General features: G+C 33.7%; 15 protein-coding genes and 2 pseudogenes. 16 read left to right on the top strand and 1 reads right to left on the bottom strand.

Annotated features, from left to right (window positions below; all coding sequences use genetic code 11):
* Nucleotides 1-83: 83 nt before the first annotated feature.
* On the bottom strand, nt 84-791 hold the full coding sequence (locus CP370_RS08000) for a phosphatase PAP2 family protein (protein WP_087713204.1): 708 nt from the start codon (nt 789-791) through the stop codon (nt 84-86).
* A gap of 241 nt (nt 792-1,032) precedes the next feature.
* Here CP370_RS08000 and leuS point away from each other — a divergent pair, with 241 nt between their 5' ends.
* The 16 genes and pseudogenes from leuS (at nt 1,033) to CP370_RS07925 (ending at nt 16,404) form a co-directional block, all read left to right on the top strand.
* Nucleotides 1,033-3,447, top strand: a complete 2,415-nt coding sequence (gene leuS, locus CP370_RS07995) for a leucine--tRNA ligase (RefSeq protein ID WP_087713203.1) — start codon at nt 1,033-1,035, stop codon at nt 3,445-3,447.
* A gap of 101 nt (nt 3,448-3,548) precedes the next feature.
* Nucleotides 3,549-5,207, top strand: a complete 1,659-nt coding sequence (locus CP370_RS07990) for a polysaccharide biosynthesis protein (RefSeq protein WP_087713202.1) — start codon at nt 3,549-3,551, stop codon at nt 5,205-5,207.
* Between the two features lie 114 nt (nt 5,208-5,321).
* On the top strand, nt 5,322-6,014 hold the full coding sequence (locus CP370_RS07985; protein ID WP_232457458.1) for an Mbeg1-like protein: 693 nt from the start codon (nt 5,322-5,324) through the stop codon (nt 6,012-6,014).
* Nucleotides 5,972-6,256 carry an Mbeg1-like protein gene (locus tag CP370_RS10090; protein WP_232457402.1) on the top strand — a complete coding sequence of 95 codons (285 nt, stop codon included), beginning with the start codon at nt 5,972-5,974 and terminating at the stop codon, nt 6,254-6,256. The genes CP370_RS07985 and CP370_RS10090 overlap by 43 nt, the downstream gene beginning before the upstream one ends.
* A 183-nt stretch (nt 6,257-6,439) precedes the next feature.
* Nucleotides 6,440-7,197 (top strand): annotated as a pseudogene (locus tag CP370_RS07980) (hypothetical protein).
* A gap of 23 nt (nt 7,198-7,220) precedes the next feature.
* Entirely contained in the window at nt 7,221-8,066 is an 846-nt protein-coding gene (locus CP370_RS07975; protein ID WP_012845760.1) for an NAD(P)H-hydrate dehydratase, read from the top strand.
* A 52-nt stretch (nt 8,067-8,118) separates the two neighbouring features.
* Entirely contained in the window at nt 8,119-9,045 is a 927-nt protein-coding gene (locus CP370_RS07970) for a D-alanyl-D-alanine carboxypeptidase family protein (RefSeq protein ID WP_087713201.1), read from the top strand.
* A gap of 279 nt (nt 9,046-9,324) precedes the next feature.
* The gene (gene argS / locus CP370_RS07965) at nt 9,325-11,001 is read left to right on the top strand and encodes an arginine--tRNA ligase (protein ID WP_087713200.1); all 1,677 of its coding nucleotides are present in this window, start codon (nt 9,325-9,327) and stop codon (nt 10,999-11,001) included.
* Between the two features lie 111 nt (nt 11,002-11,112).
* Nucleotides 11,113-12,030, top strand: coding sequence for a class II fructose-bisphosphate aldolase (locus CP370_RS07960; RefSeq protein WP_004895615.1), 918 nt, complete (start codon nt 11,113-11,115; stop codon nt 12,028-12,030).
* A gap of 66 nt (nt 12,031-12,096) precedes the next feature.
* Entirely contained in the window at nt 12,097-12,408 is a 312-nt protein-coding gene (locus CP370_RS07955) for a hypothetical protein (RefSeq protein ID WP_087713199.1), read from the top strand.
* Between the two features lie 91 nt (nt 12,409-12,499).
* Nucleotides 12,500-13,489, top strand: a pseudogene (locus CP370_RS10310) (sigma 54-interacting transcriptional regulator); the annotation flags it as partial.
* Nucleotides 13,490-13,563: 74 nt separating this feature from the next.
* Complete coding sequence (locus CP370_RS07945; RefSeq protein WP_080545348.1) at nt 13,564-13,815, top strand: hypothetical protein; 252 nt, start codon at nt 13,564-13,566, stop codon at nt 13,813-13,815.
* Nucleotides 13,816-13,834: 19 nt separating this feature from the next.
* Complete coding sequence (locus tag CP370_RS07940) at nt 13,835-14,050, top strand: hypothetical protein (RefSeq protein WP_012845770.1); 216 nt, start codon at nt 13,835-13,837, stop codon at nt 14,048-14,050.
* 429 nt (nt 14,051-14,479) lie between these two features.
* Entirely contained in the window at nt 14,480-15,016 is a 537-nt protein-coding gene (gene hpt, locus CP370_RS07935) for a hypoxanthine phosphoribosyltransferase (RefSeq protein WP_087284945.1), read from the top strand.
* A gap of 12 nt (nt 15,017-15,028) precedes the next feature.
* Nucleotides 15,029-15,700 carry a type 1 glutamine amidotransferase gene (locus CP370_RS07930; RefSeq protein ID WP_012845772.1) on the top strand — a complete coding sequence of 224 codons (672 nt, stop codon included), beginning with the start codon at nt 15,029-15,031 and terminating at the stop codon, nt 15,698-15,700.
* Between the two features lie 71 nt (nt 15,701-15,771).
* Nucleotides 15,772-16,404: an NAD(P)H-binding protein gene (locus CP370_RS07925; protein WP_087713198.1), complete on the top strand. Its 633-nt coding sequence runs from the start codon at nt 15,772-15,774 to the stop codon at nt 16,402-16,404.
* The last annotated feature ends 148 nt before the right edge of the window (nt 16,405-16,552 follow it).

Genomic DNA, 16,552 nt, shown 5'->3' with positions numbered 1-16,552 from the left:
AAAAAAATACCTCATAATTATTAGATTTTATGTCTAACAATTATGAGGCACTTCAGTTTAAAATTATACTCAGTTAGCATTTTTTATTTATTCTTTTTTAAATAGAGGTGGTATAAAACGGAAAATCCAAGTAAAACAAATGTTGTACCTTCTAGCCATCCACCAATTACGTCTGAGGGATAGTGGACATGACAGAAGATTCTAGTGTAACCAATAAAAAGTGGGAAAATACTCCAAATAATAATTAAAATAGTACGCCAGATTTTATTTTTTACTAAAAGGATAGTTAAGACTATTAGAATACCAAAGAAAGTTGCACTACCTACTGAGTGGCCCGATGGAAAGCTATAACCATCAGCAAAAACTAAATGGTGAACTAAAGGGCGATGACGTTCAACGGCATGTTTGGTAATCCAATTATAACCATTGGCACAGATCATTAATCCGGCTGAGAAGAAAGCATAGGCAAATCTTTTGGTAATCAGCAAGCCAATAAATAAAATTATCGTAGCAATGGTTAAAGTACTAGTATTACCAATTACTGTTAATTTAGTGGCAATCGCTACATTAGTTAGATTGTTGTTAGAAACTAGATGAATAATAGTTTGGTCAAAAGAATGTATAAAAGGATTTTTATAAATAACCAAGAGTGCCCAAATTACATAAAGAATTAAAAAAATAAATCCAGGAATAAGGGTATCGTGGATAGCTAAATTGTTATATTTATTTTTCAAAAAAATTTCTCCCCTTGTAATTTCTAGTAGATGTGGTAAATTATAATCATTATCCATCAAAAAATAAAGACTAGGGAGTAGTAACAAGTCAGAGTTGTTATTAGAGATGAGCTGGTTGGTGTAAAGCTTAACAATGATGCTGTGAACTTGCCCTAACGACAAGTCTATCGTTTGCTTTCCGCGTTAAGGGGCACGAGTGTCACACATTGTATGTGTGGAACTTAGGTGGTAACGCGAAATTAACTTCGTCCTATGATTTTAATCATAGGGCGTTTTTTAGTTTTAAGGAGAGATATTTTTGTATAATCACAAAACTGTAGAAAAAAAGTGGCAAAAATACTGGGCTGAGCATGATACTTTTAAGACAGGCACTGATCCTAAGAAAAAGAATTATTATGCTTTAGATATGTTCCCATTTCCATCTGGTAAAGGTCTTCATGTAGGACATCCAGAAGGATATACTGCAACTGATATTGTTTCAAGAATGAAGAGAGCACAAGGCTATAACGTTCTTCATCCAATGGGCTGGGATGCATTTGGTCTTCCAACTGAACAATATGCCTTAAAGACTGGTGAAGACCCAGAAAAAGTTACTAAAGAAAATATTGCTAATTTTAAAAAGCAACTGAATAAGCTTGGTTTTTCATATGATTGGGACCGCGAAGTTACTACTTCTGATCCAAATTACTATAAGTGGACTCAATGGGTTTTTGAACAAATGTATAAGAAGGGCTTGGCATATGAAGCTGAAGTTCCTGTTAACTGGTCTCCAGATCTAGGCACAGTTGTTGCAAATGAAGAAATTATTGATGGTAAGACTGAACGTGGTGGTTATCCAGTTTACCGTCGCAATATGCGTCAATGGATGCTTAAGATGACAGCTTATGCTGATCGCTTGCTCGAAGATTTAGATGATTTAGATTGGCCAGAGCCAGTTAAAGAAATGCAAAGAAACTGGATTGGTCGCTCAGAAGGAGCTCAAGTTACTTTTAAGGTTAAGGACAGTGATAAAACATTTGATGTGTTTACTACACGTCCTGATACTTTATTTGGTGTTAGTTACACTGTTTTAGCTCCTGAAAGTAAGTTAGTTCAAGAAATTACAACTTCTGAACAAAAAGAAGCTGTGGATGCTTACATTAAGAAAATCGAATCAAAGTCTGATCTAGAAAGAACTGATCTAAATAAAGATAAGACCGGTGTCTTTACTGGTGCCTATGCAGTTAACCCAGTAAATGGAAAAGAAGTTCCAATTTGGATTTCTGATTATGTTTTAGCAAGTTATGGTACTGGTGCAGTAATGGCGGTACCAGCTCATGATGATCGTGACTATGCTTTTGCAACTAAATTTGGTTTGCCAATCAATCGAGTTATTGAAGGTGGAAATTTAGAAAAAGAAGCCTTTGGTGGAGATGGTAAACACATCAATTCTGAATTCTTAGATGGCTTAAACAACGAGGAAGCTAAGAAGAGAATGATTGAGTGGCTTGAAGATCACAATGTAGGTGAAAAGAAAGTTAACTATAAACTTCGTGACTGGGACTTTAGTCGTCAACGTTACTGGGGTGAACCAATTCCTGTAATTCACTGGGAAGATGGTACTACTTCACTAGTTCCAGAAGATGAATTACCATTACGTTTGCCACATGCAACTGACATTAAGCCATCAGGTACTCCAGAAAGTCCACTTGCCAATTTGACTGATTGGGTAAACGTTGTTGATGAAAATGGTCGAAAAGGTAAGCGTGAAACTAATACTATGCCTAACTGGGCAGGTTCAAGTTGGTACTACTTACGCTATATTGATCCACATAACGATAAAGAATTGGCTGACTATGATTTACTTAAGAAGTGGCTCCCAGTAGATCTTTACATTGGTGGGGCAGAGCACGCTGTTCGTCACTTACTCTATGCTAGATTTTGGCACAAGGTTCTTTATGACTTGGGTGTTGTACCAACTAAAGAGCCATTCCAAAAGCTTTATAATCAAGGTTTGATTTTAAAGAATCATGAAAAGATGTCTAAGTCTAAAGGAAATGTTGTTAATCCTGATGAAGTAATCGATGAATATGGTGCAGATTCACTTAGAATGTATGAAATGTTCATGGGTCCATTAGATGCTTCAATTGATTGGGATGATAATGGTCCTGCATCTACTAAGAAATTCTTAGATCGTGTATGGCGCTTATTTGTTAACGATCTTGACCTAAAGGCAATCCCTCAAGAAAAAATTGTTGACGAAAATGATGGCGAACTTGATAAGGTATATGCTGAGACTGTCAAAAAGGTTACAGAAGACTTTGAAGCTTTACACTTTAATACTGCAATTAGTCAAATGATGGTCTTTATGAATGCAGCTCAAAAAGCTAAGACTATTCCACGTGAATATGCAGAAGGATTTGTACAACTTCTTGCTCCTGTTGCACCTCACATGATGGAAGAAATCTGGTCAGTATTTGGTCATGATGAATCTATTGCATATGCTAAATGGCCAGAATATGATCCTGCCAAATTAGTTGAATCAACAGTTGAAATTATGGTTCAAGTTAATGGTAAGCTTCGCGGTAAATTTAAGGCTGCTAAGGATAGTGATAAAGATACCTTAGAAAAAGAAGCTCTTGCTCTTGATCATGTTCAAAAATTCTTAGAAGGAAAAGATGTCAAGAAAGTCATCGTTATTCCAAACAAAATTGTTAATATTGTTGCTAAGTAATTTAAGTTTTTCCTAAATAATTAATATTTGTAAATACAATTTACATTAATGAGTAATATATAATTCAGACGCTTAACTGGATATAGGGAAAATTTATCTTTATGGAAAACAATACTAAAAATACTAAAGAGACAATGGTCAAAGGTTCCGCATGGATGACTTTTGGGTCTATTGTGTCACGAATTTTAGGAGCATTGTATATTATTCCATGGTATGCTTGGATGGGAAATCATGGAAATATTGCCAATGCTTTAACAGCGAAAAGCTATAACATTTATAGTTTATTTATTATTATTTCTACCGCAGGTATTCCCGGAGCGGTTGCCAAGCAGGTAGCGAAATATAATGCTTTAAATGAATATGATATTGGGCGAAAACTGTTTAGACGCGGCTTAATTTTGATGGGCATGTTTGGTGTGATTTGTGCAGCAATTATGTACTTTGGTGCTCCAATTTTAGCTACTGATGATATCATTGGTGCCCTTTTGCATGGGGCTAAAAGTGATCCGCGTCAAGTTGCCGTGATGAGAAGTCTTTCTTATGCAGTTTTAATTATTCCAATTTTGAGTATCATGCGTGGGTATTTTCAAGGTTATGCAGATATGATGCCTCCAGCTATGTCTCAATTTGTTGAACAATTGGCACGTGTAATATGGATGCTATTGACTGCTTATATTATTATGCAAGTTCAACATGGATCTTATGTTCATGCAGTAGTTCAATCAAATTTAGCTGCAGCTATTGGTGCGGTATTTGGAATTTTGCTCTTAGTATGGTTTTTATATCGTAGACGAAATGAACTGAATGCATTAATGAAGCAATCAAATCATGCAATTAAAATTTCTACTGCTGGAATTTTCTGGGAGATTATTAATCAATCTATTCCATTTATCATCATTGACTCTGGAATTACCTTGTTCCAATTAATTGACCAGTATACCTTTCATCCAATGATTGCTATGTTTGTTCATGCCAGTTCTGATCAAATTGAATCATGGTATGCCTTATTTGGATTAAATGCAAATAAATTAATCATGATTATTGTATCTTTAGCAACTGCAATGTCAGTAACTGCTATTCCGCTTTTATCAGGTGCCCATGCACGACGTGATTATGCCAGCATTTCTAGCCAAATTGAAAATACCTTGGAATTATTCTTATTTGTTATGATTCCAGCTTCATTGGGTATGGCTGCTATTGCAACGCCGATTTATACAATTTTTTATGGCTACGATCAACTAGGTTCAAATGTCTTGTACTTATCATCATTTACGGCAATTAGTTTAGGCCTATTTACAGTTTTAATGGCCATTTTACAAGGTCTATCAGAGAACGGATTAGCTATAAAGTACCTGGTGTTAGGAATTATCATTAAATTTGCTGTTCAACTTCCGATGATTGAATTCTTTAAAGTATATGGACCACTCTTAGCTACGAATATTGGCTTGATTATTACCATCTGGCTTTCTTTAAAGCACTTAAAAGTTAGATACAGATATAACAGTAGTCGTACATCAAGACGGTTTATTGGAATTGCAATTTTTTCAATGGCAATGTTTGTGATAGTTACCGGGGTAGTTGATTTCGGTGGAAAAATCATTTCACCTGAACGTAGACCAACCTCATTTGTTCTTGTTACACTTGCGGTAGTTATTGGTGGCTTACTCTATGCCTTTTTAACAGTGAAATTTGGTTTAGCTCAAAAAATCATTGGATCAAAAGTTGATAGGGTCTTAGAAAAATTACATATTAGAGTTTAAAAGAGAAAAAGGAAACTTGAGTAAGATACTTACCTAAGTTTCCTTTTTTGCCCCTGCCAAGGAAGTCTATTATATAATATTTCCGAAAAAAGTGAGGAAGAAAAATTGGATAATATGCTTGTATATGCTGCAAAAGAGAAGCGAAGTTTTAATGAATTTCCCTTAAATGAAGTAGATAGCATGATTTTTTCTCAATTAGCGTATTGTAATTTTGATACTCTTCCTCAGCATCATAGTTTACAAAGTTTGGCTTCTGATGAAGAGATTAAGACTTTAACTCAGGGAAATCTTGGTGGAAAGAATACCGAAAAGTTAATCAAGATTATGCTAGAAAATCCCCGCTACTATATTGCATATCGGGGAACAACGGCTACTACCATCGGTTGGAAAGAAAATTTTAATATGTCTTTTAATGATTGGGTACCAGCTCATTACTTTGCTCGTTCTTATTATCGAAAAATCAAAAATTTATTTTCGGGAAAATTTTATCTTGGTGGGCATTCAAAGGGCGGAAATTTAGCTTTTGCCGTTGCATTGAACCTAAAAGAATCCGACTTGTCACATATTGCTAGAATTGACTGCTTTGATGGACCAGGTTTTCATAATCAAGAACGATTAAAGAATAGATTCTTAAAATTAAAGGGTAAGATTCATAAATATATTCCGCAAGGCTCATTGATTGGGATATTACAAGATGATCTGATTGGAAAAAAGATTATTGTACTATTGTGGCAGCTTCTGGAAATAGTTTGCTCCAGCATGATATGTTTACTTGGCATGTTATCGATGATCAATTTGCAACCGTAAAGCAATTAGATAGCACATCTGAAGTTTCATGGAAGGCAATTGCTGAATGGCTAAAAAATACAAACGATACGGAAAGAAAAGATTTTATTGAAATGCTATATCTAACGGTGAGTGACACTAATCAAATTTATTTCAGGAAACTGTTAACGCCTAAGACGACATATAAATTAGCTACTCGTTTGATAAAAAATAGTTCTACCCAAAAGAATGTTTGGGAACCAATAGTAAGAAAACTTTTTTAAAGCCTATGTGAATTCAGGAACAGCAGCTTTTAGTGAACAAAGAAAAAACAATTATCAAACTTTAAAAGAATTTTAGATGAACAACGCAATAAATAGGTTAAGTTATAAAAATCTATCTTGAATTAAAAACTACCTGCTTATCTAGAAAAAGAGTAAAATAACGATTGAAAGAGGTAGACGAAATTGAAAAAAGATACATATATGACTTTACTAGGATTCCGTGATACTTGTTATAATGACTTCAATTTTGATATTGATGAGAAAGATTTTTATTTAGGAACTGATACCTATAAAAAATTGACAAGATATTAAAGGATGCGCAGAATGAGCAATTATTAGTTCAGTTTGAAGAGGGTACTCATCTTTATCAAGATTATGATCCAGAATACTTGAGCGTAGCACAAAAGAGAGAAATTCAACATGATATTAATGCAGCCCGTAACTTTTTGGATAATTACGACGGGGATGCGGACGATAAGCATGATAACTATGCAGCTTACCTAGATGATAATTCTTTGAGTTATTCTTTTGGTCCAGATAGTAATTTAGATGAAGTACAAAATAATTTAAATGATATTGAAACCAATGGCGTAATCATTTGGCAAAGACGAAAAGATGAATATATTTTATTACCACATACCATTCATAGCCTTGAAAGAATTAAAAAACAGATTGCATCAAGTAAACGTGTTGATGATAAAAAATTGCGTTATGCAATGGAGCGCTTATTTGACAATATAACTGATTTTCTTAAGCCATTTAGTGATAGTGAATTAGGAAAATACGAAAATACAATTTCACAGGAGCTTAGAGATAATTTGGAACATTATGCTTTAAGTGTTCAAACTGATACACGTGAAGTAGCTGCAGATAAATTAACTAAATATGCAGTACAACTTGCAGAAAAAGAAAATAATGTTAAAGTAAAGCTCATCGATTAGATGAGCTTTTTGGATAGGACAAAATGAAATCTATTTCACAAGAATTAATATCTAGAGTAATAAAGAAAAGAAAAAGTGCTACCCATAAGGGCACCTATGGCCGCTTACTCCTAATTGGAGGAAGTAAAAAATATGGGGGAGCCCTGATTATGGCAGCAGAAGGCGCATTAAACAGTGGTGCAGGTTTAGTGACAGTTGCTACAGACCAAGTCAATATTGCCGCTTTACATACTAGAGACCCAGAGATTATGGCTCTTAATTGGGATGAAAGCATAGAGTTAAAGAATTTAATTAAAAGTTCTGATGTAGTAGTTTGTGGAATGGGTCTTGGATTAGATGATAAAGCACAACAAATTTTAAGGCTACTTAGAGATAACATCACCTTAAAGCAAACACTAATCTTAGATGCTAGTGCACTAGATTTAATTGGTCAGCGAAATGATTTACTACCATTAAATTCAAAAATTTTGATTTTTACTCCTCATCAAATGGAATGGGAGCGATTAAGTGGAATAAAAATTTCTGATCAAAGTGATGAACTAAATCAGGTAGCTTTAGATAAATTAATTAAAAATAAGAATGCGATTTTAGTTTTAAAATCAAATCACACTAAAGTTTATGATCAAGCAGGGCATATTTATTTAAATCCTTTTGGTAATCCAGGAATGGCTATTGGTGGTATGGGAGATACATTAGCTGGAATTATTGGCGGATTTTGTGGTCAATTTATACCTAACTTAGAAACAGTGGCGGCTGCTGTGGGAATTCATTCTTTAACTGCTGATAAAATTGCAGAGAGGCAATATATTGTTCGACCAACTCAATTATCGGCTCATCTTCCAGAGATAATGAAGCAATATGAGAAATAATTAAGTAATGACGAAATAAGTTAAATTGCATAAAGAGAAATTGGGTGACCGAATGAGACATGCAAAGAAGAAATCTAGGAAAAAGTATTTATGGTTAATTAGCCTTGTAATAGCAGCTATTTGTTTTTTTGTATGGAAAAACAATTTTAACTCAAATAGAATGCCGTCGAATTATCATTCTAACCAAGTAGATTTAAACGTTAAAGCTGCTGTAGCAATTAATGCAAAAGATGGATCAACCATTTACGCTAAAAATGCTAATCAAAGCTTGCCGATTGCTTCAATGACCAAGCTTTTAACCGTTTATTTAACTCTACAAGCAATTAAAGAGAAAAAGATATCTTGGGACACAACGGTTACTCCAACTCAAGAAATAGTTGACTTGGGCTCAAATCCAGATTACGCAAGTGTTCCACTTAGGCTAGGACAAAAATATACCGTAAGAGAACTATACTATGCAGCTTTAATAAAGTCGGCAAATAATGCAGCCCGTTTACTCGCGATTGCAGTTAGTGGAAGCGAGACAAATTTTCTAAATCAAATGCGCCAGCAAGCTCGTAAATGGAAACTCAATAATGCTAAATTCGTAACTGTTGATGGTTTACCAGAGAAAAAGAAAAATTTTTTAGGGATGACGACAACAGTTGAAAATAAAATGAGTGCCAATGATATGGCAATTGTAGCAAGAAAATTAATAACTGATTACCCTGAAATTCTAAATACTACGAAACTAGCTAGAGCATATTTTCAAAATACTCTTATGATTAATAGTAATAAAATGCTAAACGGTCTCTCATACTATGATTCGATATTTCCTGTTGATGGTTTAAAGACGGGTACTACTGATGGCGCTGGTTCATGTTTTACTTGTACAGTGAATAAAAATGGAAAAAGAGTGATTACAGTAATTTTAGGTGCTGAAAATGATAATGAACGGTTTGTGGAGACAAAAAAGTTATTAAGTTACTGTTTTAATTAAAATTTTACTATGCATTCGTTTTAATATTGCACTTTCCCTAAGTTTGCTGATATAATCTTCATGACAAAAGGTTAAAAGTAGTAGTATTGCATTTGTTTTCAGCGAGTCTATGGTTGGTGGGAGTTAGACAATGGGGCAATATGAAGGCGTGTTTAACTTTAACTTTAAAATCAATTAATAAGCGGATACTTTGTATCAAGTAGAGTGGTACCGCGGGAACTTTCTCGTCTCTTTCTAGTTTATTAGGAAGAGACTTTTTTTATGCAAGAGGTGTTATAAGTGGATTTTAAACAAAAAGTCGTTGATTTAGTTAGTGAACAGGTAGATTTACCTAAAGAAAAAATTTCTATGTTAATTGAAAGACCAAAGAATCCTAAGATGGGTGATTATGCTTTTCCAGCATTTGCTTTGGCTAAAATTGAACATAAAAATCCTGCTTTAATTGCTAAGGATATTTCAGAAAAAATTAGTGATGATAATTTCGCCAGTATTCAAGCAGTTGGACCATATGTAAACTTTGCAATTGATCATGCAAAATTAGTCAATGCAACTTTAAACGATGTTCTAACTGAAAAAGAACATTTTGGTGATCAGAAACTTGGTGAAGGAAATGTACCAATTGACATGTCTTCTCCTAATATTGCTAAACCAATGTCAATGGGACACCTACGTTCCACGGTGATTGGTAATTCAATTGCTAAGACTTTGGAAAAAGTTGGTTATACTTCAATTAAAATTAATTATCTTGGGGACTATGGTACCCAATTTGGTAAATTAATTACTGCTTACCGTTTATGGGGTAATGAGGAAGATGTGAAGAAAGATCCAATCACAAATCTTTTCCATTACTACGTTAAGTTCCATGAAGAAGCTGAAAAAGATCCTAAGTTAGAAGATGAAGGACGTGCTGCCTTTAAGAAACTAGAAAACGGTGATGAAGAAGAAATTAAATTATGGAAATGGTTCCGTGAAGTTTCCTTACAAGAATTTAACCGTATCTATAAAGAATTAGGGGTAACTTTTGATTCATATAACGGAGAAGCATTTTTCAATGATAAGATGCAGCCAGTAGTTGATGAATTAAAAGAAAAGGGCTTACTTGAAGAATCTCGTGGAGCTCAAGTTGTTAACTTGGGAGAAGATGAAAACCCAGCTTTAATCTTAAAATCTGATGGCTCTAGCCTTTATATGACTCGTGATTTGGCTGCTGCCTTATATCGTAAAAAAGAATATGACTTTGTTATGTCATTATATGTTGCTGGTGGCGAACAAACTGGTCACTTTAAGCAATTAAAACAAGTTTTGAAGAAGATGGGGTATGACTGGTCAGATAACATTCACCACATTCCATTTGGTTTGATTACTCAAGGTGGAAAGAAATTATCTACTCGAAAAGGAAACGTTGTTTTCTTAGATCAAGTCCTAAAAGATGCAGTTTCTTTAGCAGAACAACAAATTGAAGAAAAGAATCCAAATCTATCTAATAAGAAGCAGGTTGCTCATGATGTTGGTGTGGGCGCCGTTGTATTTCATGACCTAAAGAATGATAGAATGGATAACTTTGATTTTGATTTGGAAGAAGTTGTTCGTTTTGAAGGGGATACTGGTCCATACGTTCAATACACTAATGCTAGAGCTCAAAGTATTTTACGCAAAGCTAATAAAGAGATCTCAATGGATAATTTAAGCTTAAATGATGATTGGTCCTTTGCAGTCGCAAAAGCATTAGCTGATTTCCCTGCTATTGTAGAAAAAGCTTCAGAAAAATTTGAACCATCAATTATTGCAAAATATGCCTTAGATTTAAGTAAGAAATTTAATAAGTATTATGCAAATGTTAGAATTTTAGATGAAGATGATCAACTAAACGCTCGTCTTGCATTAGTTCAAGCAACTTCAATTGTTTTAACAGAAGCTTTAAGACTTTTGGGTGTAAATGCACCTAAAGAAATGTAATATTTCTTTAAATAAAAATATTCACTGAATTTTTTTGAGCTAAAGTATGTTAATTTTTGCACTAATGGGTTAAACTAGTGATGTGTTAAAAATTTAGGAGGTATTTTTTTAATGGCTTATTTAGTAAATGGTAATGACATTTTCAAAGCTGCTCGTGAAAACCACTACGCTGTAGGTGCATACAACACTAACAACCTTGAATGGACTCGCGCACTTTTAAGAGGTGCTAAGGAAACTAGAACTCCTTTATTGATTCAAGTTTCTACTGGTGCTGCTAAGTACATGGGTGGTTACAAGACTGTTAAGGACTTAGTTCTTAATGAAATGGACAACATGGATATCGATGTTCCAGTTATTTTGAACTTGGACCACGGTGACTTTGAATCAGCTAAGGAATGTATTGCACTTGGTTACTCATCAGTTATGTTTGATGGTCACAACTTACCAACTGACGAAAACTTAGCAAAGACTAAGGAAATCGTTAAGTTAGCTCACGAAAGAGGTATCTCTGTTGAAGCTGAAATCGGTAAGATTGGTGAAAACCAAGGTGCCGATGGTGGTGAATTAGCATCAGTTGAAGATGCTAAGACTTTCGTTGCTGCTGGTGTTGACAAGCTTGCTTGTGGTATTGGTAACATCCACGGTGTTTACCCAGAAGGCTGGACTGGCTTAAACTTCGATCGTTTGAAGGAAATTGCAGAAGCAGTTCCAAACGAACCACTTGTTCTTCACGGTGGTTCAGGAATTCCTCAAGACCAAATCGAAAAGGCAATTCAATTAGGTATTGCTAAGATTAACATCAACACTGAATTCCAATTAGCATTCCAAGCTGCAACTCGTAAGTACATCGAAGACAAGATGGACTTAGACAAGGGCAACAAGGGTTATGACCCACGTAAGCTTTTGAGAGCTGGTACTGACGCAATTACTGATTCTATGAAAGAAATGATTTCATGGATGGGTACTGCACCAATCGACACAAAGGAATCATCAGTTCAATTTGATGAAGCTTCATTAAACGAAGAATAATCAAAAACTATATTAAAAAAGACCTCATTTTCTGAGGTCTTTTTTTATTGGCTTAAGTGTGGAAAAATGCGAATAATATTTGATGATCATGGATGTAAAAGCTTTTTTAAAAAGTATAATAGGCAAAAAAAGATAATCAAGAATTTAATTGAAAAAGCCCTTGCTAAAGAAGTTACCACTGGGATGACAAAGATTAAATTGGCTAGTAGAAAAAGAATTAATGGACAAAAAATTTATGAATTTCGATTAAATCTTGGTACTATTGGATCGGCTCGAATTGCCTTTTTAGTTTTTAAAGATAAAGCCATTATTTATTTCATTAGTAAGGATATGGAAAAAGCATCTTTTAGTAAGGCATTTGAAAAAGTTTTGAGATAATACAGGGTAGCCATGATATATAAGCATATTAAATGATATCGCTTTCAAAAATGTGATATAATTATAATATTAAACTTATGGAGAACGAATCATGGATAAAGGAAAAAATGTCTTAACTTATTTAAATATGCTTGGCCATGATCATGCACTAACAACGGCACAATTAGCTGATAGCTTAAATTTATCCAGATCGGTAGTTAGTCATTATTTAAATGAATTATTTAGAGAAGAAAAAATTCAAAAAATTGCTGGGCGACCAGTAAAATGGACTAAAAAAGGTAGTATGCCTAATTTGAATCATAATTTTGATGACTTTATTGGCTATCGTGGTTCAATGAGATATGCTATTTATCAAATCTCAGCAGCAATTATGTATCCACCGGATGGTTTAAACATTTTGATTACGGGTCATTCGGGGGGTAGGAAAAAGTTATTTAGCAAGCAAAATTGCTCAATTAGCTAAGAGCAAAGGAATTATTAGTAATGAGGCTCCATATATTGTTTTGAATTGTGCTGATTATGCGAATAATCCTGAACTTGTCTCCAGTATGTTATTTGGTTATGTAAAAGGTGCCTATACAGGGGCTGACGAAGCAAAAGATGGACTTCTTAAGCAGGCAAATGGAGGATACTTATTTTTAGACGAAGTACATCGCTTAAGTAGTGAAAATCAAGAAAAACTATTTTCATTTATGGATTAGGGACAATTCTAGTAATGGCAACCACTGAAAATCCAGAGAAAGTTCTTCTAACTACTTTTCTACGGCGTGTACCTGTACATGTTAAATTGCCCGATTTTGCTAGTCGTCCAATTGATGAAAGACTAGAACTGCTACGGTATATTTTCTATCAAGAGGCACGTCGAATTAATCGAAAAATTGAAGTAGATAAATATGTAGTATATACTTTATTAAAAATTAAGCATCCCGGAAATATTGGGTATTTAAAAAATATCATTAAGGTTTCCTGTGCAGCTGCTTACCGTGACCAAGAAAATAGTGACGTAATCAAGCTACATTTAAATAATATTATGGTCGAAGAACTCCCAACATTTGCGGAATATGGAAACTTTTTAATTGATCCGAATACAGTGCTTGAACGTTCAGGCAACAGTTTAATTAAGAAAAGTTTGTTGAGCTACAAAAATATAGCGAAATAAAAGATAAGGATTATTTTATAAAACAAAAGAAAGATTTTACTGACTTACATTATGCAATTCAACAACGTGAAGAGACGCTACTAAATCTAGGGAAATTTTTGGGAAGACGACAAGAAAAATATTTGTCCTCTCTGAATGAGCAAGATTTAGTAAGTATAAAATTAGAAGATGCAGCTACAGAATTAAATTTAGCAATAAGTACTATAAGTAGAGCAATTAAAGATAAATATGTAGAAGTGCCAAGGTAAGGTCTTTAGTCTAAAGCTCTTGTTTCCACGAAAAAGTATTAGTAATTTAACTCAAAATCAACTTGAAAGAATGTTGAAGGATTTTATTAAGTTAGAAGATCCCCAAAAACCATTAAGTGATGAGAAACTGGTAAATAAATTTAAAGAAAAAGAAATTTCAATTAGTCGTAGAATAATTTCTAAATATCGAAAGAAACTAGGAATTAAAAATAGTTATCAAAGAAATCAAAAATAAAGCAAAAACTCTCGTTGACTTAGATCAACGAGGGTTTTTAATACTAAATTGTAGAGGAAAATGAAGAATGGATTATGGATTTATTTCCTACGAACCTTTACAGGAACTGGAACTGGTTTATTTATAATTACTGCGTTAGTAGCAAGTAATGCTACAGCACTAATACCTAAAATTAATAATAATGTCATTTAAACCATTCCTTTCTTACTTGATTGATATCAATATTAAGAGTAATTTGTGAATTTTTTTGACTTATATTTAAGATGAAATCTAAAAAAATATAAATAATTTTTCTTTATTTATAAAATACGAACAATATAATTATTAGTAGTAAAAATAATTAATAAATAAGTGTAAAAATACTAAAAAAATCATCGAATTTATGTTAAAATTTCATCATTGACGATTTTAATAAAGAGGAATTAAAGAATGAATAACGATATCGAAAGTGTATTGTATACTCAAAATGATTTAAACAATCGTATGGATGAAATGGCTGCTGAATTAAATAAAAAATATAAAAATGAAGAGCCAATTATTGTTCCAGTCTTAAATGGAGCAATGATTTTTGCTAGTGATATGATTAAGAGATTAAGTTTTAAGCTAACTATTGAGCCTATTAAGGCATCTAGTTATGAAGGAAGCCAATCCACAGGAAAAGTAAAGATTACGCAAGATATTAAGTCAGATGTAACAAATCGTCCAGTAATTTTTATGGAAGATATTATTGATACGGGACGTACTTTGCAAGCACTTAGTGAAATAATGAAAGAACGTGGGGCTAAAAGCGTAGAAGTTGTATCTATGCTTGATAAGCCTGAAACCCGTGTCGTAGATTTTCATGCAGATTATTATGGTTTTAAGGTCCCTAATGAGTTTTTAGTTGGTTATGGATTAGATTACAATGGCTTGTATAGAAATTTACCTTATGTAGGAATTTTAAAGCATGAAGTTTATGCTAGTTAAAGGGGATAAATAATGCGCGTTAATGTATTGCAACATACTCCAAACGAGGGGCCAGGAGCAATTAAAACCTGGGCAGATAGTCATCATCATGAATTATATGTGTATCATCCTGAAACTTTTGGTAAATTGCCAACTGCTAATGAAACAGATCTACTTGTAATTCTAGGTGGCCCCATGAGTCCAAATGATAATCTAGAGTGGATTAAGCAAGAGAGAGTTCTAATTAAAAGAATGCTTGATGCCGGTAAGCCGATGTTTGGGGCTTGTTTTGGTGCACAACAAATTGCGATGACTATAGGAGCTAAAATTTCAGATGCTCCTCATAAGGAAGTAGGCTGGGCTCCAGTTTACTTAAAAGATACAACAATACCAGATATTCCTAAAGAACTAACGGCCCTTCATTGGCACCAACAAATGTTTGAAATTCCTGTAGGTGCAAAACTTTTATTTTCGAGTGACTTAGTAGAAAATCAGGGCTTTTTATTAGGAGATAATGTTATCGGCTTACAATTTCATTTTGAGCCTGAAGAAGATAATGTTCGAGAAATTGCCATTAACGATAGTGCGTATCCACTTGAAAATAATGATTTAAATCAGACTGCTGAAGAAATTATGGCTCATGATGTGCCAAGAGAAAATAAAGAGGTAATGTTTAAATTACTCGATTTTATTACTAAAAAATGAGTGTAAATTTTGAACTACTAATAAAAAGTAAGCTATTATAAAACTGTAAGTTTTTTCGAGGAGGAAAAATTATAGCTAAAATATTTATTTTTGGTGGCTCCGGAAGAGTAGCTATAGATTTAATTAAAGATTTAGTAGCTGATGGTAATACAGTGACAGCAGCAGCTCGTCATCCAGAAAATATTATTAAACTTGATGGTGTAACATCTGATAAGCTTGATTTACATGCTGATGTAGAAGATATTACTAAACAAGTAAAAGTTTTTGATGCTATTTACTTTACGGCTGGATCTCGTGGTAAGGACCTTATCCAAACTGATGCTATGGGAGCAATAAAAACTATGATGGCTGCTGAAAAAGCAGGTGTTAAACGCTATATTATGCTCAGTTCAATGCTTAGTTTAGATGTAGACTCATGGAAGAAGATTCCAGGTCTTGAGGACTATCTAGCTGCTAAATTCTTTGCTGATACTGATTTAATGAATTCGATTAATCTTGAATATACGATTTTGCAGCCTACGAATCTCACTGAAGAAGCCGGAACAGGCAAAATCAAACTTGATGCTGGTCCAACTAACTCAAATCCAATTCCTGATGTTGCTAAAACATTGGCTGAAATTCTAAAATATCCAAATACTATTGATAAGGTTATTCCAATGAGTAGTGGAAACACTCCAATTGATCAAGCCTTGAAAGAAATTTAACTATAAGAAAAAGCTCCATTATGGAGCTTTTTTGTGTTTATAGTGGTCAACTACCCCAGAATGAATTCTGGGGCTTGGTGGTTCGTTAGCTTACGCTAACTATTTCACCAATTTGCTTAGATACAGGCTTAACTTGTTTGAATTGCGA

The organism is Lactobacillus sp. UMNPBX19, assembly GCF_002553805.1.
In the GTDB taxonomy this organism is placed as follows: Bacteria; Bacillota; Bacilli; order Lactobacillales; family Lactobacillaceae; genus Lactobacillus.
The sequence above is the reverse complement of the archived record's forward strand: the minus strand, read 5'-3'. Positions and strand labels throughout refer to the sequence as shown.

Excerpts from the sequence above, each read along its gene's own strand:
- CP370_RS08000 (WP_087713204.1), bottom strand. The coding sequence starts at position 791 with ATGGATAATGATTATAATTTACCACATCTACTAGAAATTACAAGGGGA.
- CP370_RS07990 (WP_087713202.1), top strand. The coding sequence starts at position 3,549 with ATGGAAAACAATACTAAAAATACTAAAGAGACAATGGTCAAAGGTTCC.
- CP370_RS07985 (WP_232457458.1), top strand. The coding sequence starts at position 5,322 with ATGCTTGTATATGCTGCAAAAGAGAAGCGAAGTTTTAATGAATTTCCC.
- CP370_RS10090 (WP_232457402.1), top strand. The coding sequence starts at position 5,972 with ATGTTTACTTGGCATGTTATCGATGATCAATTTGCAACCGTAAAGCAA.
- CP370_RS07975 (WP_012845760.1), top strand. The coding sequence starts at position 7,221 with ATGAAATCTATTTCACAAGAATTAATATCTAGAGTAATAAAGAAAAGA.
- CP370_RS07970 (WP_087713201.1), top strand. The coding sequence starts at position 8,119 with ATGAGACATGCAAAGAAGAAATCTAGGAAAAAGTATTTATGGTTAATT.
- CP370_RS07960 (WP_004895615.1), top strand. The coding sequence starts at position 11,113 with ATGGCTTATTTAGTAAATGGTAATGACATTTTCAAAGCTGCTCGTGAA.
- CP370_RS07955 (WP_087713199.1), top strand. The coding sequence starts at position 12,097 with ATGCGAATAATATTTGATGATCATGGATGTAAAAGCTTTTTTAAAAAG.
- hpt (WP_087284945.1), top strand. The coding sequence starts at position 14,480 with ATGAATAACGATATCGAAAGTGTATTGTATACTCAAAATGATTTAAAC.
- CP370_RS07930 (WP_012845772.1), top strand. The coding sequence starts at position 15,029 with ATGCGCGTTAATGTATTGCAACATACTCCAAACGAGGGGCCAGGAGCA.